Source organism: Streptomyces sp. SID13726, assembly GCF_010548375.1.
Taxonomy (GTDB): Bacteria; Actinomycetota; Actinomycetes; order Streptomycetales; family Streptomycetaceae; genus Streptomyces.
Window position 1 is genome coordinate 42,198 of the sequence record NZ_JAAGLY010000030.1, and the last position, 26,919, is coordinate 69,116.

Sequence of the window (26,919 nt, forward strand, 5' to 3'; positions counted from 1 at the left end):
TTCCCCGCGCCCCTGGGTGGGTTAGTGAGATGTTCCTGCGGTAGCTGGGGGAAGCTCCACTTCCACACCCGGGTCGCCCGCGTCCGCCGTGTAGTCCTCCGGGCTGGTCTCGTCGATGCCGTCGGGGGCCTTGGCCGCCTTGAGGATGAAGGTCAGGACGACGGTGACCGCTACGTTGAGGATGAACGCGGTCAGGCCGATGTAGCCGATCTCGCCGATGCCCGGGATCTCCTTCGCCGAGCCGCCGAAGTGCTTCTGGGTCGGCGAGGCGACGCCGTACGCGGCGACTGTGCCGTAGATCATGCCGACCGCCCAGCCGGCGAGCAGGGCCCAGCGGTGGAACCAGCGGGTGAAGAGGCCGCCGACCAGGGCCGGGAAGGTCTGGAGGATCCAGATGCCGCCCAGGAGCTGGAAGTTGATGGCCACCGTCTTGTCCATGGTCAGGACGAAGACCAGGGCACCCACCTTCACCAGCAGGGACACCAGCTTGGAGACCTTCGTCTCCTGGGCCGGGGTCGCGTCCGGCTTGATGAAGTCCTTGTAGATGTTGCGGGTGAAGAGGTTCGCGGCCGCGATCGACATGATGGCCGCGGGGACGAGGGCGCCGATGCCGATCGCCGCGAAGGCGACGCCCGCGAACCAGTCCGGGAACATGTCCTCGAACAGCTGCGGGATCGCCAACTGCGGGTTGGTGACCTTGACTCCGGCCGCGATCGCCATGAAGCCGAGCAGGGCCAGCAGGCCGAGCATCAGCGAATACAGCGGCAGGATCGTGGTGTTGCGGCGGATCACCTCTCGGCTGCGGGAGGAGAGCGTCGCGGTGATCGAGTGCGGGTACATGAAGAGCGCGAGCGCGGAGCCCAACGCCAGTGTGGCGTACGTCCATTGGCCCGCCTCGGGTGGCACCAGCCCGCCCGCCTTGGCCGCCGTGTACTTCTCGCCGGCCGCCGCGAAGACGTCGTCGAAGCCGCCCAGCTTGATCGGGATGTAGATGATCGCCACCGCGATGACGATGTAGATCAGCGTGTCCTTCACGAACGCGATCAGCGCGGGGGCGCGCAGACCCGAGGAGTACGTGTAGGCCGCGAGGACACCGAACGCGATCAGCAGCGGGAGGTCCTTCACGAACCAGTTGGTGTTCTCGCCGCCGCCGACGCCCATGACGTCCAGGACCGCCTGGATGCCGACCAGTTGGAGCGCGATGTACGGCATGGTCGCGAGGATGCCGGTGACGGCCACCGCGAGGGACAGGCTCTTCGAGCCGAAGCGGCCGCGCACGAAGTCCGAGGTCGTCACGTATCCGTGCTTGTGCGAGACCGACCACAGGCGGGGCAGGAACGTGAAGATCAGCGGGTACACCAGGATCGTGTACGGCACCGCGAAGAAGCCGGCCGCGCCCGCCGCGTAGATCGCCGCGGGCACCGCGACGAAGGTGTACGCCGTGTACAGGTCGCCGCCGAGCAGGAACCAGGTGACCCAGGTGCCGAACGACCGTCCGCCCAGGCCCCATTCGTCGAGGCTGTGCTCGTTCTCGGCCTTGCGCCAGCGCGCGGCCAGGAAGCCCATGACCGTGACGGCCAGGAAGAAGAGGATGAAGACGGTGAGTGCCACGCCGTTGACGCCGTCGTTCACTTGGCACCTCCGTGGCGGGCGCGCTGGTCACGCTGCCAGAGCTTGTACGCGGTCATCGTCAGCGCGGTGGAGATCAGCACCCACAGCATCTGGTACCAGTAGAAGAACGGGATGCCGATGAACGTGGGGTCGACCTTGGCGTACGAGCCGACCCACAGCATCGCCACGAACGGCGCGATCAGGCAGAGGGCGATGACCACCCGCACCGGTGTCACCACCGGTGGTCTCACTTCAGGCGCATCCGACATGTCGCGACTCCTACCCCTAACCGATCGGCGTTGATCACCTGTAACGCGCAGGCAATCTAGGCGCTGGTGTCGCGACAGCGGAAGACCTCGTCCGCATATCGGTATGTCGATTCTGTGAAGCCCCGTGGAAGCACCCGTTCAGCAGCACCGGAACCCCTGGCGCGGGTCCCCTTCCTGACGTTCCGTCCGCATTCGCTCGAACGCCCGTCGCGTCGGCACCGGGGCCTGCGGGTGCTCCCGGCGCACATGCGCGACATAGCGGTCGTACGCCGACTCGTCGGTCAGCTCACGGACGTACCAGCGCACCCCCCTAAGAGCGCGCCGCAGTGATCGCATCCCGCGCCTCCTCCTTCTCGGCCCGGGTCGGGATCAGCCCGGCCGGGGCCAGGATCCTCGACTCGACGTACGGCGCCTCGCTGAGCGTGGACAGCGCCGGGCGCCGGACGTGCCGGACGCAGACCCGCAGCGCGTCGGCGATCACCACCACGATCAGCAGGGCGAGGACCGCCGTGAGGACGCCGTCGACCGTGGAGTTGGTGACCACGGTGTGCATGTCGTCCATGCTCTTGGCGGGCGGCAGGACCTTGCCGTCGTCGATGGCGTCCTGGAACACCGAACGCTGTTTGAAGAAGCCCACCTTGGGGTCGCCGGAGAACACCTTCTGGAAGCTGGCCGTGAGGGTCACGGTCGCGTCCCAGGCGAGCGGGATCCCGGTGATCCAGGCCCACTTGAGGCGTCCCGACTTCACCAGCAGCGTGGTGCAGACGGCGAGCGCGACGGCGGCGAGCAGCTGGTTGGAGATGCCGAAGATCGGGAAGAGCTGGTTGATCCCGCCGAGGGGTTCATGGACGCCGACCCAGAGGAAGTAGCCCCACAGCGCGCACACGATCGCGCTGGTGAGGACGAGCCCCGGCTTCCAGCTGATGTTCTTGAAGGGCCGGTAGACGTTGCCCAGCATGTCCTGGAGCATGAACCGGCCCACGCGCGTGCCGGCGTCCAGCGCGGTCAGGATGAACAGCGCCTCGAACATGATCGCGAAGTGATACCAGAAGGCCCTGAGGCTCCCGCCGGTGACCTTGGAGAAGATCTCCGAGACACCGACCGCGAGGGTCGGGGCGCCGCCGGTGCGGGAGAGCAGGCTCGCCTCCTCGACGTTCTTCGCGGCCTGCGCGAGGTCGGCGGGGGAGATGGAGTAGCCCCAACTGGTCACCACCTGCGAGGCGTTGTCCACCGTGGTCCCGATGACCCCGGCCGGCGCGTTCATCGCGAAGTACAGCCCCGGGTCGATGATGCTCGCCGCGACCAGCGCCATGATCGCGACCGACGACTCCATCAGCATGGAGCCGTAGCCGATCATCCGGACCTGCGTCTCCTTCTGGATCATCTTCGGCGTCGTACCGCTCGAAATCAGCGCGTGGAAGCCGGACAGCGCGCCGCACGCGATGGTGATGAAGACGAAGGGGAAGAGCGAGCCCGCGAACACCGGGCCGTTCCCGCGCGAGGCGAAGTCGGTCACCGCGTCCATCTTCAGCGTCGGCAGGGCGACGACGACCCCGAGGGCGAGCAGCGCGATCGTGCCGATCTTCATGAAGGTGGACAGGTAGTCGCGGGGCGCAAGGAGCATCCACACCGGCAGGATCGAGGCGATGAATCCGTACGCCACCAGCCAGACGACCAGCGTCGAGGGCGCGAGGGTGAAGGTGTCGGCCCACGACGACTCGGCGACCCAGCGGCCCGCGACCAGCGCGAGCAGCAGCAGCCCTACGCCGATCAACGACACTTCGCTGACCCGTCCCGGGCGCAGGACGCGCAGGTAGAAGCCCATCAGCAGGGCGATCGGGATGGTCATCGCGATGGAGAAGGTGCCCCAGGGGGAGGCGGCGAGGGCGTTGACGATCACCAGGGCCAGCACCCCGAGCAGGATGATCATGATGGCGAAGGCGGCGATCAGCGCGGCCGCGCCGCCGAAGGGGCCGATCTCCTCGCGGGCCATCTGACCGAGTGAACGGCCGTCCCTGCGCGTGGAGAAGAACAGCACCACCATGTCCTGGACCGCGCCCGCGAAGATGACACCGGCGATGATCCAGATGGTCCCGGGGAGGTAGCCCATCTGCGCGGCGAGCACCGGGCCGACCAGCGGTCCGGCACCGGCTATCGCCGCGAAGTGATGGCCCAGCAGCACCCGACGGTCGGTGGGGTGGAAGTCGATGCCGTTGTTGAGGCGTTCGGCGGGGGTGGCCCTGGTCGCGTCGACCTTCAGCACCTTGTGCGCGATGAACTTCGCGTAGAAGCGGTACCCGATCGCGTACGACCCGAGGGCGGCGGCGACCATCCAGGCGGCCGAGACGTCCTCGCCCCTGGCGAGCGCGAGCACGGCCCACCCGGCGGCGCCGATCAGCGCGACGAGGGTCCAGATGACGATGGTTCGGACGTTCGCGGTACGCACGAGGCGGTCCTCCCGTCCAGACGGAGTCGGGAGGACCGTAGAGCAGGACGGGTGGTTGCGCTACACCGCGTGCGGTACCGAAAAGGGCCCTAGTCGATCGGCCGCTTGAGGCGGGCCACGAACTTGTACCGGTCCCCCCGGTACACCGACCGCACCCACTCCACCGGCTCGCCCGTCTTGTCGAACGAGTGCCGGGACAGCATCAGCATCGGCAGGCCGACGTCGGTGCCGAGCAGGCCCGCCTCGCGCGGGGTGGCCAGCGAGGTCTCGATGGTCTCCTCGGCCTCGGCGAGATGGACGTCGTAGACCTCGGCGAGCGCGGTGTAGAGGGACGTGTACTTGACGAGCGACCTGCGCAGGGCCGGGAAGCGCTTGGCGCTGAGGTGGGTCGTCTCGATGGCCATCGGCTCGGCGTTCGCCATGCGCAGGCGCTCGATGCGCAGCACCCGGCCGCCGGCCGTGATGTCGAGGAGCTCGGCGAGGCGGTCGTCGGCGGTGATGTAGCCGATGTCCAGGAGCTGCGAGGTGGGTTCGAGGCCCTGGGCGCGCATGTCCTCGGTGTACGAGGTGAGTTGGAGGGCCTGGGAGACCTTCGGCTTGGCGACGAAGGTGCCCTTGCCCTGGATGCGTTCCAGGCGGCCCTCGACCACCAGCTCCTGGAGGGCCTGGCGCACGGTGGTGCGCGAGGTGTCGAACTCGGCGGCGAGCGTGCGCTCGGGCGGTACGGGTGTACCGGGCGACTGCGTCTCCGTCATGTCGAGCAGGTGCTTCTTCAGGCGGTAGTACTTGGGCACGCGCGCGGTGCGGACGCCTGCCCCGCCCTCGTTCTCCGCACTGCTGACGTCGGTGGTCATGGTCTGCCTTCCCGGCTCCGGATGCGGGTCACATCGTGATCCCTTCTGTATACCGTCGCCGCCTCTTTTGGTCTAGTCCACAGAGGTGAGTGGTCTAGCGGACGAGAGTACTCCGGCACCGGTGTTTTCGCTGGCTTCTTTACTAATGGTTCTTGTATATGTAGCTCGCATAACGGCTGGTCAGAGCCGTTTCGCACACTCTTGACAGGCTTCCTGGTCTGGTCCAAGCTCCCCCTACTGGTCTACACCATTGGTCCAGGTCCCGGCCCATGGGCGGGAGGTGTGGGCATCCCTGAGGAGGGTGGCGTGAAGCGCAAGCTGATAGCCGCGATCGGTATCGCGGGCATGATGGTCTCCATCGCGGCGTGTGGGGACAGCGACAGCGGTAGTTCGGACAACAGCGGCGCCGACGCCAAGGAGCTGACCGTCTGGCTCACGGTCGACGCCCAGAACAACTGGCCCGACCTGGTGAAGGCCGCGGACGCCGCAGTCCAGAAGAAGCACCCCGGCATCAAGATCAACCACGAGTACTACGGCTGGCCGGACAAGAACACCAAGCTCGACGCGGTCCTCGCCACCGACAAGGCCCCCGACGTGGTCGAGATGGGCAACACCGAGATGCTCGGCTACATGGTCAAGGGCGCCTTCGCCCCCCTCGACGCCTCGAAGTTCACCAACTCGTCCGCCTGGCTCGACGGCCTCAAGGCCTCGGTGACCTACGACGGCAAGACCTACGGCGTCCCCTACTACGCGGGCGGCCGCGTCGGGAACTGGCGCAAGGACGTCTTCGCCTCGGTCGGCGTCAAGTCCACCCCCAAGACCTACGCCGAGCTGACCTCCGCCCTCGACAAGGTCCAGAAGAAGGAGGGCGACAAGTTCTCCGCCTGGTACCAGCCCACCCGTGACTGGTACGCGGCCATGTCCTTCGTCTACGACGCCGGCGGCTCCATCGCCGTCGACTCGGGCGGCACCTGGAAGGCCAACCTCTCCTCGCCGGAGTCCGTCAAGGGCCTCACCGAGTTCAAGAACGTCGTCGACAAGTACATGCACGGCGACAAGACCAAGGACGAGTCCGACCGCTACATCGTCTACGGCCAGGGCAAGTCCGGCATGATCTTCGGCGCGGCCTGGGAGGGCGCTACCTCCGCCGACCCGAAGAACGACAAGACCGGCAAGCTCAAGGACAACCTCGAGAACTTCGTGATGCCGGGTCCGTCCGGCAAGAACATGCCCGTCTTCCTGGGCGGTTCGGACCTCGCGGTCCCGGTGAAGTCCAAGGCGCAGGCCGTCGCCGCCGAGTGGATCAACGCCTTCACCGGTCCCTCCGGCCAGAAGGGCCTGATGGCCAAGGGCAACCTGCCCAACAACAAGACCGACCTCGCCACCCTGAAGAACGACCCGGCGACCGCGGTCCCCGCCACCGCGGCCGAGTCCAACTGGTTCGTGCCCATGGCGCCCGGCTGGGGCCAGGTCGAGAAGGCGCAGGTCCTGCAGAACATGCTGCAGAGCATCGGCACCGGCAAGCAGTCGGTCGAGGCCGCCGCGAAGGACGCGGACGCCGCGATCGACAAGGTCATCAACACGAAGTGAGCAAGGGCAGGGCCCCGTCGCGAGGGACGGGGCCCTGCTGCTCGTACGGCTTTCGTACGACTCGTACGACTTGAGTGACCGCTTGAGGAGCGCGCCATGAGTGCCGCAGACACCACCACCCCCACCGAGGTGCCGCCGCCGATGTCGGTACCGCCGCCGCCCACGCCGACGGCGCCCCGCAGAAGGCGGAGCTCCGGCGCCACCCCCTGGCTGCTGCTCGCGCCCTGCCTGCTCATCCTCGGCCTGGTCATGGGCTATCCGCTGGTCCGCCTGGTCACCCTGTCGTTCCAGAAGTTCGGGCAGTCCCAGCTGTGGGGCTTCCTGCCCGCCCAGTGGGTCGGCTTCGACAACTTCACCGCCGTGCTGGGCGACGGCGAGTTCTGGACGGTCGTCCTGCGGACCGTCGTCTTCGCGGCCGGCTGCGTGATCTTCACGATGGTCTCCGGCATGCTCATCGCCCTGCTGCTCCAGCGGGTCTCCGGCTGGGTGAAGACCCTCGTCAACATCGCGCTGGTGGCCAGCTGGGGCATGCCGATCATCGTCGCCACCACGGTCTTCAAGTGGCTGTTCGACGCCGACTACGGCATCCTCAACGCGCTGCTCAGCAAGCTGCCCGGGGTCGAGATGATCGGCCACAACTGGTTCGCCAGCGGACCCCAGGGCCTCGCCGTCATCACCCTGCTCGTGGTGTGGGGCGCGGTGCCCTTCGTCGTCATCACCCTCAGCGCCGGACTCACCCAGGTCCCGGCCGAGCTGGAGGAGGCGGCCCGGCTGGACGGAGCGGGCGCCTGGGGCGTCTTCCGGTATGTCACCCTGCCCATCCTCAAGCCGATCATCGTGATGCTCACGACCCTGTCGGTCATCTGGGACATGGGCGTCTTCCCCCAGGTGTTCGTCATGCGCAACGGCCACCCGGAGCCGGAGTTCCAGATCCTGCCCACGTACTCCTACGACCGCGCCTTCGTGGTCAACGACTACGCGCAGGGCTCCGCCATCGCCCTGCTGACCGTGCTGCTGCTGCTCGGCGTGGTCGCCGTCTACATGCGTCAGATGCTGAAGATCGGAGAGGTCGAATGAGCACGCTTGCTCCCGGAGCGCGCCGCAAGTCGAAGGCCGGCTGGAACCTCCTCGGCCTGCTCGTCTTCCTCACCGCCGGCTTCCCCGTCTACTGGATGCTCAACACGGCGTTCAAGCCGGCCAAGGACGCCATCGACCCGGACCCGAGCCTGCTGCCGACCGGCATCACCCTGTCCAACTTCAGCCGCGCGCTGGACATCGCCGACTTCTGGGGCCCGGTCGGCCGCAGCCTGATCGTCTCCCTCTCGGTCGTGGCGATCGGCATCGTGGTCGGCACCCTGGCCGCCCTCGCCATCTCCCGCTTCGCCTTCCGCGGCCGCAAGGTCGTGATCGTGGGCATCCTCGCGGTCCAGATGGTCCCGCTGGTCGCGATGATCATCCCGGTCTTCCTGCTCCTGAACGACCTCGACCAGTACGACAAGCTCTCCGGCCTGATCATCACGTATCTGACCTTCATCCTCCCCTTCACGGTCTGGACGCTGCGCGGCTTCATCGTCAACATCCCGAAGGAACTGGAGGAGGCGGCCATGGTCGACGGCTGCTCGCCCACCGGCGCCTTCCTGCGCGTGGTCTTCCCGCTGCTGGCCCCCGGCATGGTCGCCACCTCGGTCTACGCCTTCATCCAGGCCTGGAACGAGTACCTCTACGCCCTCATGCTGCTCAGCCAGAAGAACCAGACCGCGACCGTGTGGCTCGGCAACTTCACCACCAAACACGGCACCGAATACGCCCCGATGATGGCCGGTTCCACCATGATGGCCGTGCCGATCGTGGTCCTCTTCCTCCTCGTCCAGCGCAAGATGGCCGCGGGCCTCACCGCGGGCGCCGTGAAGGGATAACGCCCCCCGATGACGACATTCGCCAGCGGCACAGACACCCTGACACGGGACGCCCTCACCGTCCTCCAACCCGGCTTCACCGGCACCACCGCCCCCGACTGGCTGCTGCGCCGCCTCGGCGAGGGCCTCGCCTCGGTCGGCCTGTTCGGCCGCAACATCGCCTCACCGGAGCAACTCGCCGCCCTCACCGCCCAGTTGCGCGCCGAACGCGACGACGTCCTGGTCGCCATCGACGAGGAGGGCGGTGACGTCACCCGCCTGGAGGTCCGCACCGGCTCGTCCTTCCCTGGCAACCACGCGCTCGGCGCGGTGGACGACGTGGAACTCACCAGGCAGGTGGCGGCCGAACTGGGTCGCCGACTCGCCGCCTGCGGGGTCAACCTCAACTGGGCCCCGTCCGCGGACGTGAACTCCAACCCGTCCAACCCGGTGATCGGCGTCCGCTCCTTCGGCGCCTCCGCGGAACTGGCCGCCAAGCACACGGCCGCCTATGTCACGGGGTTGCAGTCGGCGGGCGTCGCCGCCTGCACCAAGCACTTTCCCGGCCACGGCGACACCGCGATCGACTCCCACCACGCCCTGCCCCGCATCGACGCGGACCTGCCGGTGCTCCTTGAGCGGGAACTGCGGCCCTTCCGCGCGGCCATCGCCGCCGGCACCCGCGCGGTGATGACCGCCCACATCCTGGTCCCGGCCCTGGACCCGGACCGCCCGGCGACCCTGTCCCCGCGGATCCTGACCGACCTGCTGCGCGGCGAACTCCGCTACGACGGCCTCATCGTCACCGACGGCATGGAGATGCAGGCCATCGCCGGCACCTACGGCATCGAACGCGGCAGTGTCCTGGCCATCGCCGCCGGCGCCGACGCGATCTGCGTGGGCGGCGGCCTCGCCGACGACGAGACGGTACGGCGCCTGCGCGACGCCCTGGTCTCGGCGGTCCGCTCGGGCGAACTCCCCGAGGAACGCCTGGCCCAGGCGGCGGAACGCGTCCGCACCCTGGCCCACTGGACGGCGGCGAGCGCGGCCGGCACAGAACTGCCGGCCGACGAGGAGGTGGGACTGCGAGCGGCCCGACGCGCGCTGCGCATCACCGGCGCCGACGCCTTCACCCCCCTCACCGAAGCGCCCTACGTCGCCGCCCTCACCCCCGTCGCCAACATCGCCGTCGGCGACGAGACCCCCTGGGGCGTCGCCGCCGAACTCCTCCGCCGGTTCCCGGGCACGGAGACGGGCACCTTCGCGGGCGAGGACGCGGGCCTCGCGACCCTGGCCGCGGCCGGCCCCCGCCGCATCGTCGCGGTGGTCCGCGACGAACACCGCCACCCCTGGATGACGGCGGCCCTGGACACCATCCTCCGCACCCGCCCCGACACCGTCGTGGTCGAGATGGGCCTCCCCCAGGCCCCCGCCCGAGGCGCCCTCCACATCGCCACCCAGGGCGCGGCCAGGGTGTGCGGCAGGGCGGCGGCGGAGGTCATCGCGGGGGAGTAGGGGTTACGACAGGACAGGTGCCGGTTCCCGTGGACGGGAGCCGGCACCTGTTCTTCCCAGGGGCGCGGGCACCTGCGCGACCAGCCACAACGCACCCGCACCCGGCCGCGCACCGCACCCGGCGGACGAGACCCTAGATCCCCTGCCAGTCAGGCTTGTTGACAAACGTGTGCCGGAAATAGTCCGCCAGCTTCAACTTGGACGCGGCCCCCTCGTCCACCACCACCGTCGCATGCGGATGCAACTGAAGCGCCGACGCCGGACACACCGCGGCAACTGCCCCCTCCACCGTCGCCGCCACCGCGTCCGCCTTGCCCTCGCCCGTCGCGAGCAGCACCAGATGCCGAGCCTCGAGAATCGTCCCGATCCCCTGCGTGATCACATGGTGCGGCACCTGCGAGATGTCCCCGTCGAAGAACCGCGCGTTGTCCACCCGCGTCTGCTCGGTCAACGTCTTGATCCGCGTCCGGGACGCCAGCGATGAACACGGCTCGTTGAACCCGATGTGCCCGTCCGTCCCGATCCCGAGCAGTTGCAGATCCACGCCCCCGGCCTCGGCCAGCGCCGAGTCGTACTCCGCACACGCACCGGGAATGTCCTCCGCGGTCCCGTCCGGCCCCATGAACGAGGACATCGGCACCCCCAGCGGCTCCAGCACCTCCCGCCGCAGCACCGAGCGGTACGACTCCGGATGCTCGGCCGGCAGCCCCACGTACTCGTCGAGCTGGGCTATCCGCGCCCGCGATCCATCCACCGCACCGGACCGCACCTTCGCCGTCAGCGCCTCGTAGATGGGCAGCGGGGTCGAGCCGGTCGCCACCCCGAGCAGGGCGTCGGGCTTGCGTCGCAGCAGCTGCGCCATGGCCTCGGCGATGAGCTCGCCACCCGCCTTGGCGTCCGGGACGATGACAACTTCCACGCTGGGCCTGCCGATCTGAGGAAACGGTCTGACTGTAGAAACGGTCTGATCTCTACAAACGGTCTGAACCAGGAGGGCTCGACCGGACCCGGTACAGCCCATGTGGTTTAGACCAATCTAACAGAATCGGGTCTCCCGGCCCAGGTCCACGAAAGCCATCACAGCGCCACATCCTGGACAGCCGCCATTTCGCGCGGGGGAGCCGAACGAGGAGTGGAATAGAGCCCATGACCACCGTCACGACACCCGACCCCCAGAACGAACTCCCCGGCCGGATCATGGCCCGCGAGATGGCCGAACAGCCCGCTGTCCTGCGCCGCATCCTGGACGAGGGCGCCCCGGCCATCCGCAAGGTCGCCCAGGAGATCGCCGCCCGCTCGCCCCGCTTCGTGCTGCTGACCGCCCGCGGCACCTCCGACAACGCGGCCCTCTACGCCAAGTACCTCCTCGAAGTCCGCCTCGGCCTGCCCTGCGGCCTCACCTCCATGTCGACGACCACTGCCTACGGTGCCCGCCCCGACCTCACCGACGTCCTGGTCGTCACGGTCAGCCAGTCCGGCGGCTCCCCGGACCTGGTGGCCTCGACCCGCGCCGCCCGCGAGGCCGGCGCCATCACCCTCGCGGTGACCAACAACCCCGACTCCCCGCTGGCCGGTGTCTCCGAGTACCACGTCGACATCATGGCCGGACCGGAGAAGGCCCTCCCCGCGACCAAGACCTACACGGCCTCCCTCCTCGCGCTGTATCTCTTCGTCGAGGGCCTGCGCGGCGGTGACGGAGCCCCCGCCCAGGTGCTGCCGGAGCTGGCCGCCTCCCTCCTCGCCCGCCAGGACGAGGTCCGCACCCTCGCCGCCCGCTACCGGTTCGCCGAGCGGATGGTCATCACCTCCCGCGGCTACGGCTACCCCACCGCCAAGGAAGCCGCCCTCAAGCTGATGGAGACCAGCTACATCCCCGCGCTCGCCTACTCGGGCGCCGACCTGCTGCACGGCCCCCTCGCCATGGTCGACAACGTCTCCCCGGTCATCGCGGTCGTCACCGACGGCAAGGGCGGCGAGGCCCTCCAGCCCGTCCTCGACCGACTGCGCGGCCGGGGCGCCGACCTCGTCGTGGTCGGCCCCGCGAGCCAGGTCGAGCGGGCGTCGGCCGGCTTCGTGCTGCCCACCGAGAACGTCGCCGAGGAGGTCCAGCCCCTCCTGGAGATCATCCCCCTCCAGCTCCTGGCCTACGAGGTCACCATCGCCCGCGGCCAGGACCCGGACGCCCCACGCGCACTGGCGAAGGTGACGGAGACGCACTGAGCGCCGGTGTCGGTGTCGGTGCCGATGACCGTGCCGGTACCGGTGCCGGTGCCCGTGCCGGTGTTCGGGAGCCCTTGCGCCCCACAGGCCTCCGTCTCCGCCCCCAGGGTCTCCAGCCCCCGACGCGCTAGTGCAGGCTCAGCAGCGATCCCCCCGTCGCGTCGATGTGCTGCCCCGTGACCCAGCGGGAGTCCGGTGATGCCAGGAACGCGACCACGTCCGCGACCTCGGACGGGGTGCCGACGCGTCGGAAGACCGACACGGACTCGGCGTGCGCGCGTATCGCCGGGTCGGAGAGCGCCGCGCTGGTCAGATCGGTGTCTATGAAGCCGGGGCCGACCGAGTTGGCGGTGATGCCGCGCGGCGCCAGCTCGGCCGCCAGGGAGCGGGTCAGGGTCGTGACCGCGCCCTTGGCCATGTGAGTGGCGGCGATGGGGGCGATGGCCGCGTCCGTGGCCGCCGTGACGTTGATGATCCGGCCCCCGTCGCGCAGCCGGCGCAGGCCGTGCTTGACGATGAAGAACGGTGCCCTGGCGTTGACCGCCTGCGTCCGGTCGTACATCTCCTCGTCCGTCTCGCCGATGGACGCGAAGATCGCCATGCCCGCGTTGCTCACCAGGATGTCCAGCCCCTGCGCATGCCGGTCGAAGGCTTCCCACAACGCCTCCGCGTCCCCGGGCACACCCAGCTCCGCGCGGATCGTGAACGCGCTGCCGCCCGCCGCCTCGATCGCGGTGACCGTCTCCTTCGCCGCCGCCTCATTGCTGCCGTAGTGCACGGCGACCCGCGCCCCGTCGCGCGCCAGCCGCTCGGCGACGGCCCGCCCGATTCCCCTGCTCGCCCCCGTGACCAGTGCGGTCCTGCCCGCAAGCACACCCATGTCGACGCCCCCCTCGAATTTCCTAGCGGTCGCTACACAAAGAACGTACAACACCCCTCCGGCGTTTCTCTAGTACCCGCTATATAATTCACTCCATGGTGAGCAGCGAGGAGACGAAAGCGCAGGTCGACTCCGGGTCCCGGGGCTCCAGGCCGCGCGGCCGTCCCCGTTCCTTCGATCGTGAGACCGCGCTGGAGAAGGCGATCCTGGCCTTCTGGGAGCGTGGGTACGAAGCCACCTCCGTCTCGGACCTCACCCGTGTGATGGACATCGGCGCCCCGAGCCTCTACGCGGCCTTCGGCGACAAGCGCTCCCTCTTCGAGGAGGCCGTCAGCGTCTACGGCACCCGGTACGCCGCCTTCGCCGACCGCGCGCTCACCGAGGAGCCCACCGCCCGCGCCCCCGTCGCCCGCACCCTGCGCGAGGCCGCCCGGGCGTACACCGACCCCGACCGCCCGCACGGCTGCCTCTTCGCCCACGCGGCCATCAACTGCACGACCCCTGAGGTCGCGGACCTGCTGCGGGACCGGCGCAACGCCACGATCGCCGCCTTCGAGAGCCGTATCCGGGCCGACATCGCCGCCGGTGCCCTGCCCGTCGGCACCGACGCCGGTGCCCTCGCCCGGCACAGCGGTGCGATCGTGCACGGCATGTCCCAGCAGGCGCGCGACGGCGCGAGCCGGTCCGAGCTGGAGGCGGTCGCCGAAATTGCCATGGCCATCTGGCCCCGCACATGAACCCACACGCGTTAGGCTGCGTGATGGTTGCTAGGGCGTCCGAGTAGTTGGCTCCCGCGAGGGAAAGCTCCAACAACAAACAGGCTCCAACGCATGGACACACCTAGTGGTCTAGTCCACAATTGAAGCGCGACTTCCGCCCTCCCCGCACAGGAGGACGGACCGAGGAACCGGAGCTCTCTGCCCTGACTGCCCCGGGTCCTCATCCTTCGGCCGACCGGGACCGCACACCCCACGGCCGATGCTGCTCCGGGCTGCGGTGCCGGGAAGGTTGAGGGTCCTTCCCAGGCGCCGCGGCCCGCGGGTGTTTTCTGGACCGGTGTTTTTAGGTCACTCACATACCGCCAGGTACGCTCGCATCCGTGCCCTCCATGAACGAACTGGTCCGCCAGCACACCGCCCTCGACGACTCCGACCTCGAGTGGCTCCATCTGCTGGTCTCGGAGTGGCAGCTGCTCTCCGACCTCTCCTTCGCCGACCTCGTCCTGTGGGTCCCCACCCGCGACGGCACTCGCTATGTCTCGGTGGCGCAGATGCGCCCCAACACCGGCCCCACCTCCTACCAGGACGACATGGTCGGCCACCTCGTCCCGCGCGGCCGCCGCCCCCTGCTGGACGCGGCGCTCGACGAGGGTCGGATCGTGCGCGAGGGCGACCCGGAGTGGCGCGAGGAGGTCCCAGTCCGCGTCGAGTCGATTCCGGTACGACGGGAGGGGCGCGTCCTCGGTGTCATCGCGCGCAACACCAACCTGCTGACCGTCCGCACCCCGAGTCGGCTCGAACTGACCTATCTCCAGAGCGCGTCGGACCTGGCGCAGATGATCGCGGCCGGCTCCTTCCCGTTCCCCAACCAGCAGATGGACATGGACGCGGCCCCGCGCGGCGGCGACGGCCTGATCCGCCTCGACGGCGACGGCATCGTCCAGTACGCCTCCCCGAACGCCCTGTCCGCCTACCACCGCATGGGTCTCGCCTCCGACCTCGTCGGCCAGCACCTCGGCCGGACCACCGCCGAACTCGCCCCCACCCGTGGCCCGGTGGACGAGGCGCTCGCCAAGGTGGCCAGTGGCTGGGCGCCCCGGGAGTTCGAGATCGAGGCCCACGACGGGGTCATCCAGTTCCGCGCGATCCCGCTCAAGCCCAAGGGCACCCGCATCGGTTCGCTGGTCCTGCTCCGGGACGTCACCGAACTGCGCCGCCGTGAGCGCGAGTTGATCACCAAGGACGCGACCATCCGGGAGATCCATCACCGGGTGAAGAACAACCTCCAGACGGTCGCCGCCCTGCTCCGCCTCCAGGCCCGGCGCATCGAGTCCGACCGTGGCCGCGAGGCGCTGGAGGAGGCGGTCCGTCGCGTCGGCTCGATCGCGATCGTGCACGAGACGCTGTCCCAGAACCTGGACGAGCGCGTGGAGTTCGACGAGATCGCCGACCGGGTCCTCGCCATGGTCGCCGAGATCTCGCCGGGCAAGGTGACCGGCCGGCGCAGCGGACGCTTCGGCATCCTCGACGCCGAGGTCGCCACCCCGCTGTCGATGGTCCTGACCGAGGTCCTCCAGAACGCCCTGGAGCACGGCTTCCGCGAGGGCGAGACCGGCACCGTCGAGGTCTCGGCTGTCCGCGGCGGTACGACGAAGGAGGCCCGCCTCCTCGTCACCGTCCAGGACGACGGAGTCGGCCTGCCCGAGGGCTTCGACCCGCACACCGCGGGCAACCTGGGCCTTCAGATCGTACGGACGCTGGTGGAGGGGGAGTTGGGCGGCACGTTCGACATGGTCCCGGCGCCGGAGGGTGGGACCCGGGTGATCCTGGACGTGCCGGTGCAGGCTCACAAGTAAGCCGGTGCAAGCTCACGAGTGAGCCTGTGCGGGCGAGCAAGTAAGCCGGTGCAGGCCCACATGTAAGGCCGTAGGGCGACAAGTGGCGCCGTACCCAAGGCCGGTGGGCAGCAAAAAGCCCCGGACCGTTCAGGGGTCCGGGGCTCAAATGCTCGTTGCCAGCGTGTGCTGCGCATCGGGGGTACTGCGCGCTGCGGCTCGGGGGCGGGAGAAGCGTACGCGGTGTACGCGCCGCCAAGCTCAGGCTGTTTTGCGGGGCGGGTGTGTCAGGCAGAAGCCTGACGGGCCCGGTTGCGGGCGGCACGGCGCTTCATGGCGCGACGCTCGTCCTCGCTGAGACCACCCCAGACGCCGGAGTCCTGGCCGGACTCGAGCGCCCACTGCAGACACTGATCCATAACGGGGCAGCGACGGCAGACGGCCTTGGCTTCCTCGATCTGCAGCAGCGCAGGACCGGTGTTGCCGATGGGGAAGAAGAGCTCGGGGTCTTCCTCGCGGCAAACGGCGTTGTGACGCCAGTCCATGGCTGCTACCTCTCCTTGGTATTACGTGCAAGTTGCTTGTGAATGTGAACGCTTTCACGAATCCCTCAACAAGTGAAGGGCCGATCGCCGAGTCTTCCCCGGCGTGGTCCTGTGGATTGAAGAGGGGTTCCGGTGGTCGGTGGACGCTGGTGTTGCGGGCTGTCCCGACCGCCACGTAGAGACTCGCAAACCTCAGCGGCGGATACAACCCCTTCCGGAAAGTTTTTTTTGATTCCTCGGTGTCGACTAGGTCACAGCCGTACTTCCATGGGGTGGACCCTGGCCTAAACGTTCGAGTGAAAGGACTTACGCCCTTTCTGCTCACACAATCACACGCAGTGCACGGCGTACGCCTGTGAACGTCACGCTCGTACGCAGTCCGAGGTGGTCGCCGTCCATCTGGAGGGGTAGGGGCACCTTCGAATGCAAGGTGAACTGGTCCAGGTCATGCAGGGACACCGCGTGCTTGCCCTGGGGGCCGCGTTCGGGGGACGAAGTGAGCAACTGCGTGCCATATCGGGCGATCGCGGTCGTCGTCATACGGCTGAGACCGAGTACGTCGAGGCCTTTATCGAACGAGGCCTTAGGCGACGCGTACATCGGGTGATTGCCCAGGAAGGTCCACGGAGAGGTGTTCGAGACTATGGAAAGGACCAGATCGGTCACCGGCTCCGCGTCCGGACGTTCCAGGGTGATCGTGCCGTGCCGGCGGTGCGCTTCTCCGAAGAACTGGCGCAAAGCCTGGCGGACGTAGAGAGCGTGTGTGGATTTCCTGCCGCGTTCGCGCTGCTGCTCGACCCGGCCGACCACACCGGCGTCGAATCCGAGCCCCGCGTTGAAGGTGAACCACCGTCCCGGCACGGCTTCGTCCTCGGTGCCGGGTGTCCCGGAGGCCATGCCCAGGCCGACCGTGCGCACGCTGCCCTCGCGCAGGGCGTCGAGGAGGGCGCCGGTCGCCTCGACGGCGTCGTTGGGCAGACCGAGGGCGCGGGCGAAGACGTTGGTGGAGCCGCCGGGGACCACGGCCAGACCGGGGAGGTTGTCCGGGTCGGGACCGGCGTGCAGCAGGCCGTTGACCACCTCGTTGACCGTGCCGTCGCCGCCGAGGGCCACGACCAGGTCGATGTCCTTGCTCTCCGCGGCCTGCCGGCCCAGGTCGCGCGCGTGGCCGCGGTACTCGGTGGTGACCGCCTCGAGCTTCATCTCGCTCGCGAGCGCGTGGATCAGGACATCGCGCGTACGTGCGCTTGTGGTGGTTGCCGCCGGATTGACCACGAGAAGTGCACGCATGGGTTGCAGCGTACCTACTGGGTGGTACCGGGCACAGGCCGAGGTAGGGATCACGTAAGACTTCGGCACGTGAACCTTGCCACGGGGGCGTGGGTCAACCCGTGAGCAGTGCCGTGCGTTGCCCGCTCCTCGCCGCGGGGGCGCCGGGGGCGAGGGCTACCCTTCAGGGGTGAGCAGCGAGCAGACTCCCACCACCTCCGAGACCGCCGGCCCGCGCCCGCGGCGCCTGACGTACGCCGCCGCCCTTGCCGGACTGGAAGGGCTCGCGCTCGTCGCCGGGGGCGTCTGGATGCTCGTGGAGGGTTTCGCGGGCGACCCCGACGACCGGCAGTCCGCCGTCACCGGCGGCATCACCCTGATCGTCCTCGCGCTGCTGCCGCTGCTCGCCGCGCGCGGGCTGCTCGGCCGGCGCAGCTGGAGCCGGGGCCCGGCCGTCATCACGCAGATCATGGCGCTGCCCGTGGCCTACAACCTGCTCCAGGCCGACAGTGTGGCGATCCCGGCGGGCATCGCCCTCGCGGTCGTCGCGGTGGCCGCGCTGATCCTGCTGGTCAACCCGGCGACGACCCAGGCCCTCGGCATCAGGGGACCGGGCCGGGCCCAGGACGGCAAACAGTAGCCGTGGCCGACCGCAGTCCCGGGGGCGCGGCGGTGGCCGTAGGGCGGCTGCAGTCGTCGTAGGGCGGCCGCAGCCGTCGTAGGACCGAAGCGGCGGTCGGGATTCCGGGCCCGCCGCTGTCCGGGGCCTACTCCTCGACGAGGAGCTTCTCCCGCAGCTGGGCGAGGGTGCGGGCCAGCAGGCGGGAGACGTGCATCTGGGAGATGCCGACCTCCTGCGCGATCTGCGACTGGGTCATGTTGCCGAAGAAGCGCAGCAGCAGGATCCGCTTCTCGCGCGGGGGCAGGTCCTCGAGCAGGGGCTTGAGGGACTCGCGGTACTCGACGCCCTCCAGCGCCTCGTCCTCCGCGCCCAGGGTGTCCGCCACCGCCGGGGACTCGTCGTCGGTGTCGGGGACGTCCAGGGACAGCGTGGAGTACGCGTTGGCGGACTCCAGGCCCTCCAGGACCTCCTCCTCCGAGATGCCCAGCTTCTCGGCGAGTTCATGGACCGTGGGGGAGCGGCCGTGCAGCTGGGAGAGCTCCGCCGTCGCCGTGGTGAGCGCGAGGCGCAGCTCCTGGAGCCTGCGCGGGACACGGACCGCCCAGCCCTTGTCGCGGAAGTGGCGCTTGATCTCGCCGACGACCGTCGGGGTCGCGTACGTCGAGAACTCGACGCCGCGGTCCGGGTCGAAGCGGTCGACCGACTTGATCAGGCCGATGGTGGCGACCTGGGTGAGGTCGTCGAGCGGCTCGCCGCGGTTGCGGAAGCGGCGCGCGAGGTGCTCGACGAGCGGCAGGTGCATCCGCACCAGCCGGTTGCGCAGCTCCGCGTACTCCGGGCTGCCGTCCTTCAGCGCGCGCAGTTCGACGAACAGCGCGCGTGCCCCGCTGCGGTCCTGTGGATCGTGCTGCGGGGCAGGCGTGTTGTTCGCGCCCGCCGCGCCGTCCTCTGCGTTTCGCTCGTGCTCGCTCATCGTCCCGCCCGTCGCCCTTCCACGAGCCCTCGCCTCCGTCCGGGCCGGGAAGACCCCGGTCCGCCCTGCCGGAGGCGCGCCCTGCACGGCACCTTTCCGATCATGCCGTCCGTCGTCCAGGAAGCCGGCCGCCGTCGTGTCGCCGGCGTCCTCCTCCGGGTGCGGCCGGGCCTGCTCGGGGATGCCGTCGATGCCGTCCGCCATGCGTCGGGAACCGTCGAGGCCGTCGCCGTCCAGGCGGTCGGCGTCGCTCGGGCAGGGAGGGCGGTGACCACCCTCGGCCGGCAGCTCCCGTGTGCCGCGCTCTTCGTCCCGCACCGGCCCGTCCCCGTTCCTCACGCCGGCCCGGGTCCCGCGCCGCGCTGTTTGTAGAGGCTGATCGAAACGGTCTTGTCCTCGTCCACGGCCGACGAGACCTTGCCCGCGAGGGCCGAGAGCACGGTCCAGGCGAAGGTGTCCCGCGAGGGTGCGTGACCGTCCGTGGTCGGGGCCGAGACGGTGACCTCCAGCGAGTCGTCGACGAGGCGGAAGACACAGCTGAGCACCGAGCCGGGCACGGCCTGCTGGAGCAGGATCGCGCAGGCCTCGTCCACCGCGATGCGCAGGTCCTCGATCTCGTCGAGGGTGAAGTCCAAACGGGCCGCGAGGCCGGCCGTGGCCGTCCGCAGCACCGACAGGTAGGCACCCGCGGCCGGCAGCCGGACTTCCACGAAGTCCTGGGTCGCGGGCTCGCCTGCGATCTGGGACACCCTCACCTCCAAGGTGGTACAAGCTTTTCGGGGCCGAGGGTCGCCCCCCGGGGTAACGCGACGTGTGGTTCAGCGGTGACGCTACCGCGCTCTCGACTTTCCTGTCCCCGGGACCCCAACCCCTTGCCGTTACTCACAGTAAAACTGTGAACACGCTCCGTGTCTAGGGGTTTGCGGCTCCAATTGGGAAGAACGCGCGCCGGGTTGACGTACCCAGACGTCAGACGGTCGAACCGTCCTGGGAACCCGGGGCTCCAGGGTCACACAAGGACATGGTCCACGAAGCACCAACGCCAGTTCTCACCCGGTTCGTGGGTCCGCATGACCGGGTGGTCGGAGTCCTTGTGGTGCTTCGTCGCGTGCTGTCCCGGCGAGGAGTCGCAGCAGCCGACGTGACCGCAGGACAGGCACAGCCGCAGTTGCACCGGGTGGGTGCCGTCCCTCAGGCACTCCGGACACGTGTCGCTGAGCGGCTCGGGTTCCGGGTGCGGCAGCGCGTCGGAGTGCGTGCACTGTTTCATGATTGCCAGGTTACGACGGCCGCGCGGACGGCCGCGCGGAAAAATCGAGGGCGGGCACCTGACGATGGACGAGGGCGGGCGAGGGTCATGGACGTGATGCCACTGCTGTTGCTGGTGGCGGGGAGCGCGGCGATCGCCGCGGCGGCCCGGCGCACCCCGGTGCCGGCACCGCTGCTGCTGGTCGCGGCCGGGCTGGTGATCTCGTACGTCCCGGGGGTCCCGGAGTACACGCTCGACCCGGACGTGGTGCTGCCGATCATCCTGCCGCCGCTGCTGCACTCCGCCGCGACCGACAGCTCCTACCTCGACCTCAGGGCGCAACTGCGGCCCGTGGCGCTGCTGTCGGTGGGATACGTCCTCTTCGCAACCTTCGTCGTCGGCTGGGCGGCGTACCGGATCGTGCCGGGCCTCTCGCTGACCGGGGCGCTCGTGCTGGGCGCGGTGGTGGCGCCGCCGGACGCGGTCGCGGCGACGGCCGTGGCCCGCAGGGTGGGCCTGCCCTCGCGGATCACCACCATCCTCCAGGGCGAGTCCCTGGTGAACGACGCCACCGCGATCACCGCCTACCGGGTCGCGCTCGCCGCGGCGGTCGGCGAGGGCGCCACCTGGGCGGGCGGCATCGGGGAGTTCCTGCTCGCGGCGGTCGGCGGGGTCGCGGTCGGCCTGGTGCTGATGGTGCCGATCCACTGGCTGCGCACCCACCTCAAGGAACCGCTGCTCCAGAACACGCTCTCGCTGCTGATCCCGTTCGTCGCGTACGCGGCGGCCGAGCAGTTCCACGCCTCCGGGGTGCTCGCGGTGGTCGTGGTCGCCCTCTTCCTCGGACACCGCGCGTGGGAGGTCGACTTCGCGACGCGCCTCCAGGAGGACGCCGTGTGGAAAATGGTTGCCTTCGTTCTGGAGTCGGCCGTGTTCGCGCTCATCGGACTCCAGCTGCCCGTCGTACTGAAGGGCCTCGGGGAGTACGAGGGCGGCCGCGCCGCCTGGTACGCGGTGGCCGTCTTCCTCGTGGTCGTCGCCTCCCGGTTCGTGTGGGTCTATCCGGCGACCTTCCTGCCGCGCATGCTGTCCGCGCGGATCCGCAAACGCGAGGACAACCCCACCTGGAAGGCGCCGTTCGTCATCGCCTGGGCCGGGATGCGCGGTGTGGTCTCGCTGGCGATCGCCTTCTCGATCCCCGAGCACCTGCACGGCGGCGAGCCCTTCCCGGGCCGCAACCTGATCCTGTTCCTCACCTTCACGACGGTCATCGGCACCCTGGTCGTCCAGGGCGTCACCCTGCCCCCGCTGATCCGCATGCTGAAGCTGCCGGGCCGCGACGAGCAGGCCGAGACCCTCGCCGAGGCCAACGCCCAGGCCCAGGCCTCCCGGGCCGCCGAACGGCGCCTGGACGAACTCCTCTCCGACGAGCGCAACGCCCTCCCGCCACCCCTCGCCGACCGCCTGCGCACGGTCCTGGAGCGCCGCCGCAACGCCGTCTGGGAACGCCTCGGCCAGGCCAACCCCCTGACGGGTGAGACGGTCGACGACACCTACCGCCGTCTGTCCCGCGAGATGATCGGCGCCGAACGCACGGTCTTCGTGAAGCTGCGGGACCTGCGCTACATCGACGACGAGATGCTGCGGACACTGCTGCGACGGCTGGATCTGGAGGAGGCGGCGGCCTATCGGGAGGCGGCCGGCTGAGGACCCGATCGGGGCGCGGGGCCTATGGGAAGGGGCGGCCGGTGACGACCGCCGCCAAGGTCGTCCCGCGCGTGAAGGCGCCCTCTTCCGCCAGCGCGACGAGTCCGTACAGCAACTTGGCGACATAGAGACGCTCCACGGGCACGCCGTGGCGGTGCTCGAAGTCCTCGGCGAAGGCGTCGAGTTCCGGGGTGGTGCGGGCGTAGCCGCCGAAGTGGAACCGGTCGTCGAGGTGCCAGTCGCCGCGTCGGCCGCCGAAGGCCTCGTGTTGCAGGGTCTCTATGCCGGCTGTCAGGAAGCCGCCTTTGAGGACCGGTACGCCGAGGGCCCGTCGGCCCGGTGAGAGGCCCGCGGCCAGGCCTGCCAAGGTGCCGCCGGTGCCGCAGGCAACGGCGACGACGTCGGCGTGACCGGACAGTTCCTCGCCGAGCGCCCGGCACCCTCGTACGGCGAGCGCGTTGCTGCCGCCCTCCGGGACGACGTATGCGGAATCCGCGTCCGCGGCGTGCAGCACGCGCGCGAGGGTGGCCGGTTCGGTCTTGCGGCGGTACGTCGACCTGTCGACGAAGTGCAGGCGCATGCCGTCGGCCGCGCACCGGGCCAGGGACGGGTTCAGGGGGCGGTCGGCCAGTTCGTCGCCCCGGACGACGCCCACCGTGGGCAGGCCGAGCAGACGGCCCGCGGCGGCCGTGGCGCGGAGGTGGTTGGAGTAGGCACCGCCGAAGGTGACGACGGTACGGCCGGCGGCCGCGGTGAGGTTCGGCGCGAGTTTGCGCCACTTGTTGCCGATGAGCTCGGGGTGGATGAGGTCGTCGCGCTTGAGCAGGAGACGCAGGCCGTGACGGGTGAAGCGGGGGTCCGACAGCTCCTGCACGGGCGAGGGGAGACGGGGGCGCAGGGTGTCGGGGCCGGTCACGTCCCCATTGTGACCCGCGGGGTCACTTCAGGCGCTCCTTGATCCGGCCGCGCAGCCACGCCATCGTGAACCCCCGCGGATCCACCTTCCCCGGCTGCCACTCCAGATGGCCGATGACCGACCGTTCCGTCCAGCCGTGATGGCGGCACACCGCCGCGGAGACCTGCTCGATCGCCGTCAGCTGGGCTGCCGGCCAGGGGTCCTCGCCGTCGCCGAGGTTCTCGCACTCGAAGCCGTAGAAGTGCCGGTTGCCGTCGGTGTTGGCCTCGTTGTCCAGGGGCAGCGCCTTCTCGGCGATCACCGCGCGCAGGACGTCGTCGTCGCCGAGACCGGCGTGGTTGGCGCGGCCGTAGCCGACGAGGTGGACGGTGCCGTTCTTGGTGATGACACCGTGGCACAGCGGGCCCGGCAGACCGGTGTAGCCCTTGCGGCACAGCTCGACCGTCGCCGCGCTGCCCTTGGTCACCGTGTGGTGGATCATCACGCCGTGCACGGGTCCCCAGGCGCCGACGTGATTGCGGTTGTGGTGCTCCCAGTCGCCGACCTCGACGACGGTGGCGCCCTCCGCCCGCAGAAGGGCCAGGAACCTGCCCGCGGACATGGGTGTGGCCATGGCCGCCTCCTTCGTGCTCGCGCGCCGGCCGCGGGGCGCGTCCGGCTGGTACCGGTGCTAGTACCGAAGGAGGAGGGTCCCGACTCCTCGTTCGCACAGCGTGCGAGTCGATTCGGACAGTCAAATTCCGCTCGCTGAAACGGACTTGAGCGGGCACGAGTGGACAGGAATCGCTCATATGCCCAGTCCCGCAGTGATCCATTCCCCCTCTTTCGGGTAATAGCACCGGCACGTTCCGTGAGGAAGGCTGGCCGCGTGCACATCGATGCCCGGGCGCAGATCGTGGCCGGGCATGTATCGGGAGGGCAATTCCTTATGTCGGTAGGCGAAGAGGTCCGCACCGAGCAGGACCGGCCGCAGCAGAGCCTTGGCACGGCGGCCGCGCGGAACCTGGCCACCACCACCAAGTCCGCACCCCAGATGCAGGAGATCAGCTCCCGCTGGCTGCTGCGCACGCTGCCCTGGGTGAACGTCCAGGGTGGTACGTACCGGGTGAACCGACGTCTGAGCTACGCCGTCGGCGACGGCCGGGTGACGTTCGTGAAGACCGGCGACCGGGTCGAGGTGATCCCCGCCGAGCTCCGCGAGCTGCCGGCGCTGCGGTCCTACGACGATGACGACGTGCTCTCCGAGCTCGCCCGGCGCTGCCAGCAGCGGGAGTTCGCGCCCGGCGCGGTGATCGCCTCCTTCGGCGCCCAGGCCGACGAGGTCTATCTGCTGGCGCACGGCAGGGTGGAGAAGGTCGGCACCGGCCCCTACGGCGACGACGCGGTGCTCGGAGTCCTCGCCGACGGCGCCTACTTCGGCGACCAGGCGCTCCTCGACCCGGACGCCATCTGGGAGTACACCGCCCGCGCGGCCACCGCCTGTACGGTCCTCGTGCTGCCCCGCCAGGAGCTCGACCAGATCGCGGAGCGCACCGACGCCCTGCGCGAGCACCTCCAGGAGCAGCGCGCGATTCCCTCGCAGCGCACCAACAAATACGGCGAGAAGGCGATCGACCTCGCCGCGGGCCATGACGGCGAGCCCGACATCCCGCACACCTTCGTGGACTACGACGCCAGCCCGCGCGAGTACGAACTGAGCATCGCCCAGACCGTCCTGCGCATCCACACGCGCGTGGCCGATCTCTACAACCAGCCCATGAACCAGACGGAACAGCAGATCCGGCTGACCGTCGAGGCGCTCAAGGAGCGCCAGGAGCACGAGCTCATCAACAACCGCGAGTTCGGCCTGCTCAACAACTGCGAGTACGACCAGCGGCTCCAGCCGCACGACGGCGTGCCCAGCCCGGACGACCTCGACGAGCTGCTCAGCCGCCGCCGGGGCACCAAGCTGCTGCTCGCCCACCCGCGCGCGATCTCCGCGATCGGCCGTGAGCTCAACAAGCGCGGTCTGGTCCCCGAGACCCTCGACATCGGCGGCAACCGCATCCCCACCTGGCGCGGGGTGCCGATCTACCCGTGCAACAAGATCCCGGTCAGCGAGGCCCGTACGACCTCGATCATCGCCATGCGTACCGGCGAGGACGACCAGGGTGTCATCGGCCTGCGCCAGGCCGGCATCCCGGACGAGATCGAGCCGAGCCTGTCCGTGCGGTTCATGGGCATCAACGAACAGTCGATCATCAAGTACCTCGTGACGGCGTACTACTCGGCGGCCGTGCTGGTGCCGGACGCGCTCGGAGTCCTGGAGAACGTCGAGATCGGCCGGTGGAGGTGACGTTTCTGCACCTGGGAGCCGTGTCCCCGCCCTCCGTGGCGGGTACACCCCGGTCGGACGCCGGGGCGGAGAGACCCCGGTCGGACACCGGGGCGGAGACTCCCCGTTCGGACGCCGGGGTGCGGGCACTCCGGTCGACCGCGCCCACCCACAGCAGCGGAACCGCCACCGTCCGCGGACTGACCGAGGGGGATCCCATGGCCGAGTTCACGACGGAGACGGACACCGCGACGGAGACGGCGACGGCGACGGAGTCGAGGGTGGCCGACGGGCGAGGGGAGGTGCGGGCCCCGGCGGCCGGGGGGACGGAGGGGCCCGCACGGCCCCCGCACGGGGCCGAGGCCCGGCCGCTCGACGGGCACGAGGCGGGGGTGATCCTGGAGCGGGCCCGGGCGTCGGTCGACCCCGAGCTGCGCTCCGCCCTGGAGTCGCTGCCCGGCTCCCTGCGCAGGATCGCGCTCTACCACTTCGGCTGGGAGCACGCCGACGGCACCCCGGCCGCGGGCAACGCGGGCAAGGCGATAAGGCCCGCGCTCGTCCTCACCGCGGCCGCCGCCCTGGGCGGACCTGCGGCCCGCGCGGCGGCCGTACGAGCGGCCGCGGCGGTGGAGCTGGTCCACAACTTCACGTTGCTGCACGACGACGTGATGGACCGGGACACCACCCGCCGTCACCGGCCCACCGCGTGGACCGTGTTCGGCGACGCCGACGCGATCCTCGCCGGGGACGCCCTCCAGGCGCTGGCCCTCAAACTGCTCGCCGAGGACCCGCACCCGGCGGCGGCAGCGGCCGCCGCCCGGCTCACGGCCTGTGTCGTCGAACTGTGCGAGGGCCAGCACGAGGACACCGCCATGGAAGGGCTCGGCCCCGCCGAGGTCACCCTCGACCGGGTGCTCGTCATGGCCGAGGCCAAGACGGGAGCCCTGCTGGGGTGCGCCTGCGCACTCGGCGCGCTGTACGCGGGAGCGTCCGGCGAGGACGTCGAGGCGATGGACGCGTTCGGCCGGGAGGCCGGGCTCGCCTTCCAGCTCATCGACGACGTGATCGGCATATGGGGCGACCCGAGCCGCACCGGCAAACCGGCCGGCGCGGACCTCGCCGCCCGCAAGAAGTCGCTCCCGGTGGTCGCCGCGCTCGCCTCCGGCACACCGGCGGCGGCGGAGCTGGCCGAGTTGTACGCGATGCCGTACGAAGGGGAGGACCTGGCGCGTACGGCCCTCGCCGTCGAGCAGGCCGGCGGGCGCGACTGGGCACAGGGGCAGGCGGCCGACCGGATGGCCCGGGCGGTGGGACAGCTGGCCAGGGCCGTGCCGGAGCCGGAGGCGGCGGGCGGGCTGCTCTCCCTCGCCGAGTTCGTGACGCGGCGCAGTGCGTGATGCCGGCGGCGCTTGGTGCGGTGCGGTGTGTGACGCCGTGCGGTGTGTGACATGGCGTGGCGTGTGACATGGCGCGTCGCGTGACACGGCGTG

Annotated in this window: 25 protein-coding genes; 11 read left to right on the forward strand and 14 right to left on the reverse strand. The window is 69.8% G+C overall.

From position 1 onward, the window contains the following. Window positions 1-21: 21 nt before the first annotated feature. From G3I78_RS41705 to G3I78_RS41725, 5 genes are all read right to left on the reverse strand, one after another. On the reverse strand, window positions 22-1,632 hold the full coding sequence (locus tag G3I78_RS41705) for a sodium:solute symporter (RefSeq protein ID WP_164434738.1): 1,611 nt from the start codon (window positions 1,630-1,632) through the stop codon (window positions 22-24). Continuing rightward, window positions 1,629-1,880 carry a DUF3311 domain-containing protein gene (locus tag G3I78_RS41710; RefSeq protein WP_164434740.1) on the reverse strand — a complete coding sequence of 84 codons (252 nt, stop codon included), beginning with the start codon at window positions 1,878-1,880 and terminating at the stop codon, window positions 1,629-1,631. Before G3I78_RS41710 ends, G3I78_RS41705 begins: the two co-directional genes overlap by 4 nt. A 138-nt stretch (window positions 1,881-2,018) precedes the next feature. Next, window positions 2,019-2,216 (reverse strand): YbdD/YjiX family protein, encoded by a 198-nt coding sequence (locus G3I78_RS41715; protein WP_164434742.1) that lies wholly within the window; start codon window positions 2,214-2,216, stop codon window positions 2,019-2,021. Beyond that, window positions 2,191-4,326 carry a carbon starvation CstA family protein gene (locus G3I78_RS41720; protein WP_164434745.1) on the reverse strand — a complete coding sequence of 712 codons (2,136 nt, stop codon included), beginning with the start codon at window positions 4,324-4,326 and terminating at the stop codon, window positions 2,191-2,193. Before G3I78_RS41720 ends, G3I78_RS41715 begins: the two co-directional genes overlap by 26 nt. 89 nt (window positions 4,327-4,415) lie before the next feature. Then, window positions 4,416-5,180 (reverse strand): GntR family transcriptional regulator, encoded by a 765-nt coding sequence (locus G3I78_RS41725; protein WP_164434747.1) that lies wholly within the window; start codon window positions 5,178-5,180, stop codon window positions 4,416-4,418. 306 nt (window positions 5,181-5,486) lie between these two features. Between G3I78_RS41725 and G3I78_RS41730 the strand changes: the two genes are divergently transcribed. From G3I78_RS41730 to G3I78_RS41745, 4 genes are all read left to right on the forward strand, one after another. Then, a complete protein-coding gene (locus G3I78_RS41730; protein WP_164434749.1) occupies window positions 5,487-6,770 on the forward strand; it encodes an extracellular solute-binding protein in 1,284 nt (427 codons plus the stop codon). Window positions 6,771-6,866: 96 nt separating this feature from the next. Beyond that, complete coding sequence (locus tag G3I78_RS41735; protein ID WP_164434751.1) at window positions 6,867-7,847, forward strand: sugar ABC transporter permease; 981 nt, start codon at window positions 6,867-6,869, stop codon at window positions 7,845-7,847. Further along, window positions 7,844-8,686 (forward strand): carbohydrate ABC transporter permease, encoded by an 843-nt coding sequence (locus G3I78_RS41740; RefSeq protein WP_164434753.1) that lies wholly within the window; start codon window positions 7,844-7,846, stop codon window positions 8,684-8,686. Before G3I78_RS41735 ends, G3I78_RS41740 begins: the two co-directional genes overlap by 4 nt. Window positions 8,687-8,695: 9 nt before the next feature. Beyond that, window positions 8,696-10,180, forward strand: a complete 1,485-nt coding sequence (locus G3I78_RS41745) for a glycoside hydrolase family 3 protein (RefSeq protein ID WP_164434755.1) — start codon at window positions 8,696-8,698, stop codon at window positions 10,178-10,180. A 133-nt stretch (window positions 10,181-10,313) separates the two neighbouring features. Here G3I78_RS41745 and nagB read toward each other — a convergent pair whose 3' ends face one another. Further along, window positions 10,314-11,099 (reverse strand): glucosamine-6-phosphate deaminase, encoded by a 786-nt coding sequence (gene nagB / locus G3I78_RS41750; RefSeq protein WP_164434757.1) that lies wholly within the window; start codon window positions 11,097-11,099, stop codon window positions 10,314-10,316. 227 nt (window positions 11,100-11,326) lie between these two features. Between nagB and G3I78_RS41755 the strand changes: the two genes are divergently transcribed. Beyond that, window positions 11,327-12,400, forward strand: a complete 1,074-nt coding sequence (locus G3I78_RS41755) for an SIS domain-containing protein (protein WP_164434759.1) — start codon at window positions 11,327-11,329, stop codon at window positions 12,398-12,400. 127 nt (window positions 12,401-12,527) lie between these two features. On the opposite strand, the gene G3I78_RS41760 is transcribed toward G3I78_RS41755, so the two are convergent. Beyond that, window positions 12,528-13,280: an SDR family oxidoreductase gene (locus G3I78_RS41760; protein WP_164434761.1), complete on the reverse strand. Its 753-nt coding sequence runs from the start codon at window positions 13,278-13,280 to the stop codon at window positions 12,528-12,530. 95 nt (window positions 13,281-13,375) lie between these two features. Between G3I78_RS41760 and G3I78_RS41765 the strand changes: the two genes are divergently transcribed. Continuing rightward, entirely contained in the window at window positions 13,376-14,017 is a 642-nt protein-coding gene (locus tag G3I78_RS41765; RefSeq protein ID WP_164434763.1) for a TetR/AcrR family transcriptional regulator, read from the forward strand. A gap of 362 nt (window positions 14,018-14,379) precedes the next feature. Further along, entirely contained in the window at window positions 14,380-15,855 is a 1,476-nt protein-coding gene (locus G3I78_RS41770; protein WP_343243976.1) for a PAS domain-containing sensor histidine kinase, read from the forward strand. A 266-nt stretch (window positions 15,856-16,121) separates the two neighbouring features. Here G3I78_RS41770 and G3I78_RS41775 read toward each other — a convergent pair whose 3' ends face one another. Next, window positions 16,122-16,379 (reverse strand): WhiB family transcriptional regulator, encoded by a 258-nt coding sequence (locus tag G3I78_RS41775; protein ID WP_006142322.1) that lies wholly within the window; start codon window positions 16,377-16,379, stop codon window positions 16,122-16,124. Window positions 16,380-16,700: 321 nt separating this feature from the next. Beyond that, window positions 16,701-17,669, reverse strand: coding sequence for a diacylglycerol kinase family protein (locus G3I78_RS41780; RefSeq protein WP_164434765.1), 969 nt, complete (start codon window positions 17,667-17,669; stop codon window positions 16,701-16,703). 169 nt (window positions 17,670-17,838) lie between these two features. Between G3I78_RS41780 and G3I78_RS41785 the strand changes: the two genes are divergently transcribed. Further along, on the forward strand, window positions 17,839-18,288 hold the full coding sequence (locus G3I78_RS41785) for a hypothetical protein (RefSeq protein WP_164434767.1): 450 nt from the start codon (window positions 17,839-17,841) through the stop codon (window positions 18,286-18,288). A 127-nt stretch (window positions 18,289-18,415) separates the two neighbouring features. Here the strand turns inward: G3I78_RS41785 and G3I78_RS41790 are convergent, their stop codons facing one another. The 3 genes from G3I78_RS41790 to G3I78_RS41800 all read right to left on the reverse strand — a co-directional run bounded on the left by G3I78_RS41790 (window position 18,416) and on the right by G3I78_RS41800 (window position 20,513). Further along, window positions 18,416-19,561: an RNA polymerase sigma factor SigF gene (locus tag G3I78_RS41790; RefSeq protein WP_164434769.1), complete on the reverse strand. Its 1,146-nt coding sequence runs from the start codon at window positions 19,559-19,561 to the stop codon at window positions 18,416-18,418. Between the two features lie 17 nt (window positions 19,562-19,578). Beyond that, on the reverse strand, window positions 19,579-19,992 hold the full coding sequence (locus tag G3I78_RS41795) for an anti-sigma regulatory factor (protein WP_004925829.1): 414 nt from the start codon (window positions 19,990-19,992) through the stop codon (window positions 19,579-19,581). 260 nt (window positions 19,993-20,252) lie between these two features. After that, window positions 20,253-20,513 carry a UBP-type zinc finger domain-containing protein gene (locus G3I78_RS41800; protein ID WP_164434771.1) on the reverse strand — a complete coding sequence of 87 codons (261 nt, stop codon included), beginning with the start codon at window positions 20,511-20,513 and terminating at the stop codon, window positions 20,253-20,255. Between the two features lie 87 nt (window positions 20,514-20,600). Between G3I78_RS41800 and G3I78_RS41805 the strand changes: the two genes are divergently transcribed. Beyond that, window positions 20,601-22,199: a Na+/H+ antiporter gene (locus tag G3I78_RS41805; protein WP_164434773.1), complete on the forward strand. Its 1,599-nt coding sequence runs from the start codon at window positions 20,601-20,603 to the stop codon at window positions 22,197-22,199. A gap of 22 nt (window positions 22,200-22,221) precedes the next feature. Here the strand turns inward: G3I78_RS41805 and G3I78_RS41810 are convergent, their stop codons facing one another. Then, window positions 22,222-23,115, reverse strand: a complete 894-nt coding sequence (locus G3I78_RS41810) for a pyridoxal-phosphate dependent enzyme (RefSeq protein ID WP_164434775.1) — start codon at window positions 23,113-23,115, stop codon at window positions 22,222-22,224. 22 nt (window positions 23,116-23,137) lie between these two features. Beyond that, window positions 23,138-23,728, reverse strand: coding sequence for an N-acetylmuramoyl-L-alanine amidase (locus tag G3I78_RS41815; protein WP_164434777.1), 591 nt, complete (start codon window positions 23,726-23,728; stop codon window positions 23,138-23,140). 315 nt (window positions 23,729-24,043) lie between these two features. Here G3I78_RS41815 and G3I78_RS41820 point away from each other — a divergent pair, with 315 nt between their 5' ends. Then, window positions 24,044-25,450 carry a family 2B encapsulin nanocompartment shell protein gene (locus G3I78_RS41820; RefSeq protein WP_164434779.1) on the forward strand — a complete coding sequence of 469 codons (1,407 nt, stop codon included), beginning with the start codon at window positions 24,044-24,046 and terminating at the stop codon, window positions 25,448-25,450. Window positions 25,451-25,647: 197 nt separating this feature from the next. Further along, window positions 25,648-26,826 carry a family 2 encapsulin nanocompartment cargo protein polyprenyl transferase gene (locus G3I78_RS41825; protein ID WP_239158369.1) on the forward strand — a complete coding sequence of 393 codons (1,179 nt, stop codon included), beginning with the start codon at window positions 25,648-25,650 and terminating at the stop codon, window positions 26,824-26,826. Window positions 26,827-26,919 lie beyond the last annotated feature (93 nt).

What these genes read in the sequence shown, in the direction of transcription:
- G3I78_RS41710 (WP_164434740.1), bottom strand. Translation starts at nt 1,880, where the DNA reads ATGTCGGATGCGCCTGAAGTGAGACCACCGGTGGTGACACCGGTGCGG.
- G3I78_RS41715 (WP_164434742.1), bottom strand. Translation starts at nt 2,216, where the DNA reads ATGCGATCACTGCGGCGCGCTCTTAGGGGGGTGCGCTGGTACGTCCGT.
- G3I78_RS41725 (WP_164434747.1), bottom strand. Translation starts at nt 5,180, where the DNA reads ATGACCACCGACGTCAGCAGTGCGGAGAACGAGGGCGGGGCAGGCGTC.
- G3I78_RS41735 (WP_164434751.1), top strand. Translation starts at nt 6,867, where the DNA reads ATGAGTGCCGCAGACACCACCACCCCCACCGAGGTGCCGCCGCCGATG.
- G3I78_RS41740 (WP_164434753.1), top strand. Translation starts at nt 7,844, where the DNA reads ATGAGCACGCTTGCTCCCGGAGCGCGCCGCAAGTCGAAGGCCGGCTGG.
- G3I78_RS41745 (WP_164434755.1), top strand. Translation starts at nt 8,696, where the DNA reads ATGACGACATTCGCCAGCGGCACAGACACCCTGACACGGGACGCCCTC.
- G3I78_RS41755 (WP_164434759.1), top strand. Translation starts at nt 11,327, where the DNA reads ATGACCACCGTCACGACACCCGACCCCCAGAACGAACTCCCCGGCCGG.
- G3I78_RS41760 (WP_164434761.1), bottom strand. Translation starts at nt 13,280, where the DNA reads ATGGGTGTGCTTGCGGGCAGGACCGCACTGGTCACGGGGGCGAGCAGG.
- G3I78_RS41765 (WP_164434763.1), top strand. Translation starts at nt 13,376, where the DNA reads ATGGTGAGCAGCGAGGAGACGAAAGCGCAGGTCGACTCCGGGTCCCGG.
- G3I78_RS41775 (WP_006142322.1), bottom strand. Translation starts at nt 16,379, where the DNA reads ATGGACTGGCGTCACAACGCCGTTTGCCGCGAGGAAGACCCCGAGCTC.
- G3I78_RS41780 (WP_164434765.1), bottom strand. Translation starts at nt 17,669, where the DNA reads ATGCGTGCACTTCTCGTGGTCAATCCGGCGGCAACCACCACAAGCGCA.
- G3I78_RS41800 (WP_164434771.1), bottom strand. Translation starts at nt 20,513, where the DNA reads ATGAAACAGTGCACGCACTCCGACGCGCTGCCGCACCCGGAACCCGAG.
- G3I78_RS41805 (WP_164434773.1), top strand. Translation starts at nt 20,601, where the DNA reads ATGGACGTGATGCCACTGCTGTTGCTGGTGGCGGGGAGCGCGGCGATC.
- G3I78_RS41815 (WP_164434777.1), bottom strand. Translation starts at nt 23,728, where the DNA reads ATGGCCACACCCATGTCCGCGGGCAGGTTCCTGGCCCTTCTGCGGGCG.
- G3I78_RS41820 (WP_164434779.1), top strand. Translation starts at nt 24,044, where the DNA reads ATGTCGGTAGGCGAAGAGGTCCGCACCGAGCAGGACCGGCCGCAGCAG.
- G3I78_RS41825 (WP_239158369.1), top strand. Translation starts at nt 25,648, where the DNA reads ATGGCCGAGTTCACGACGGAGACGGACACCGCGACGGAGACGGCGACG.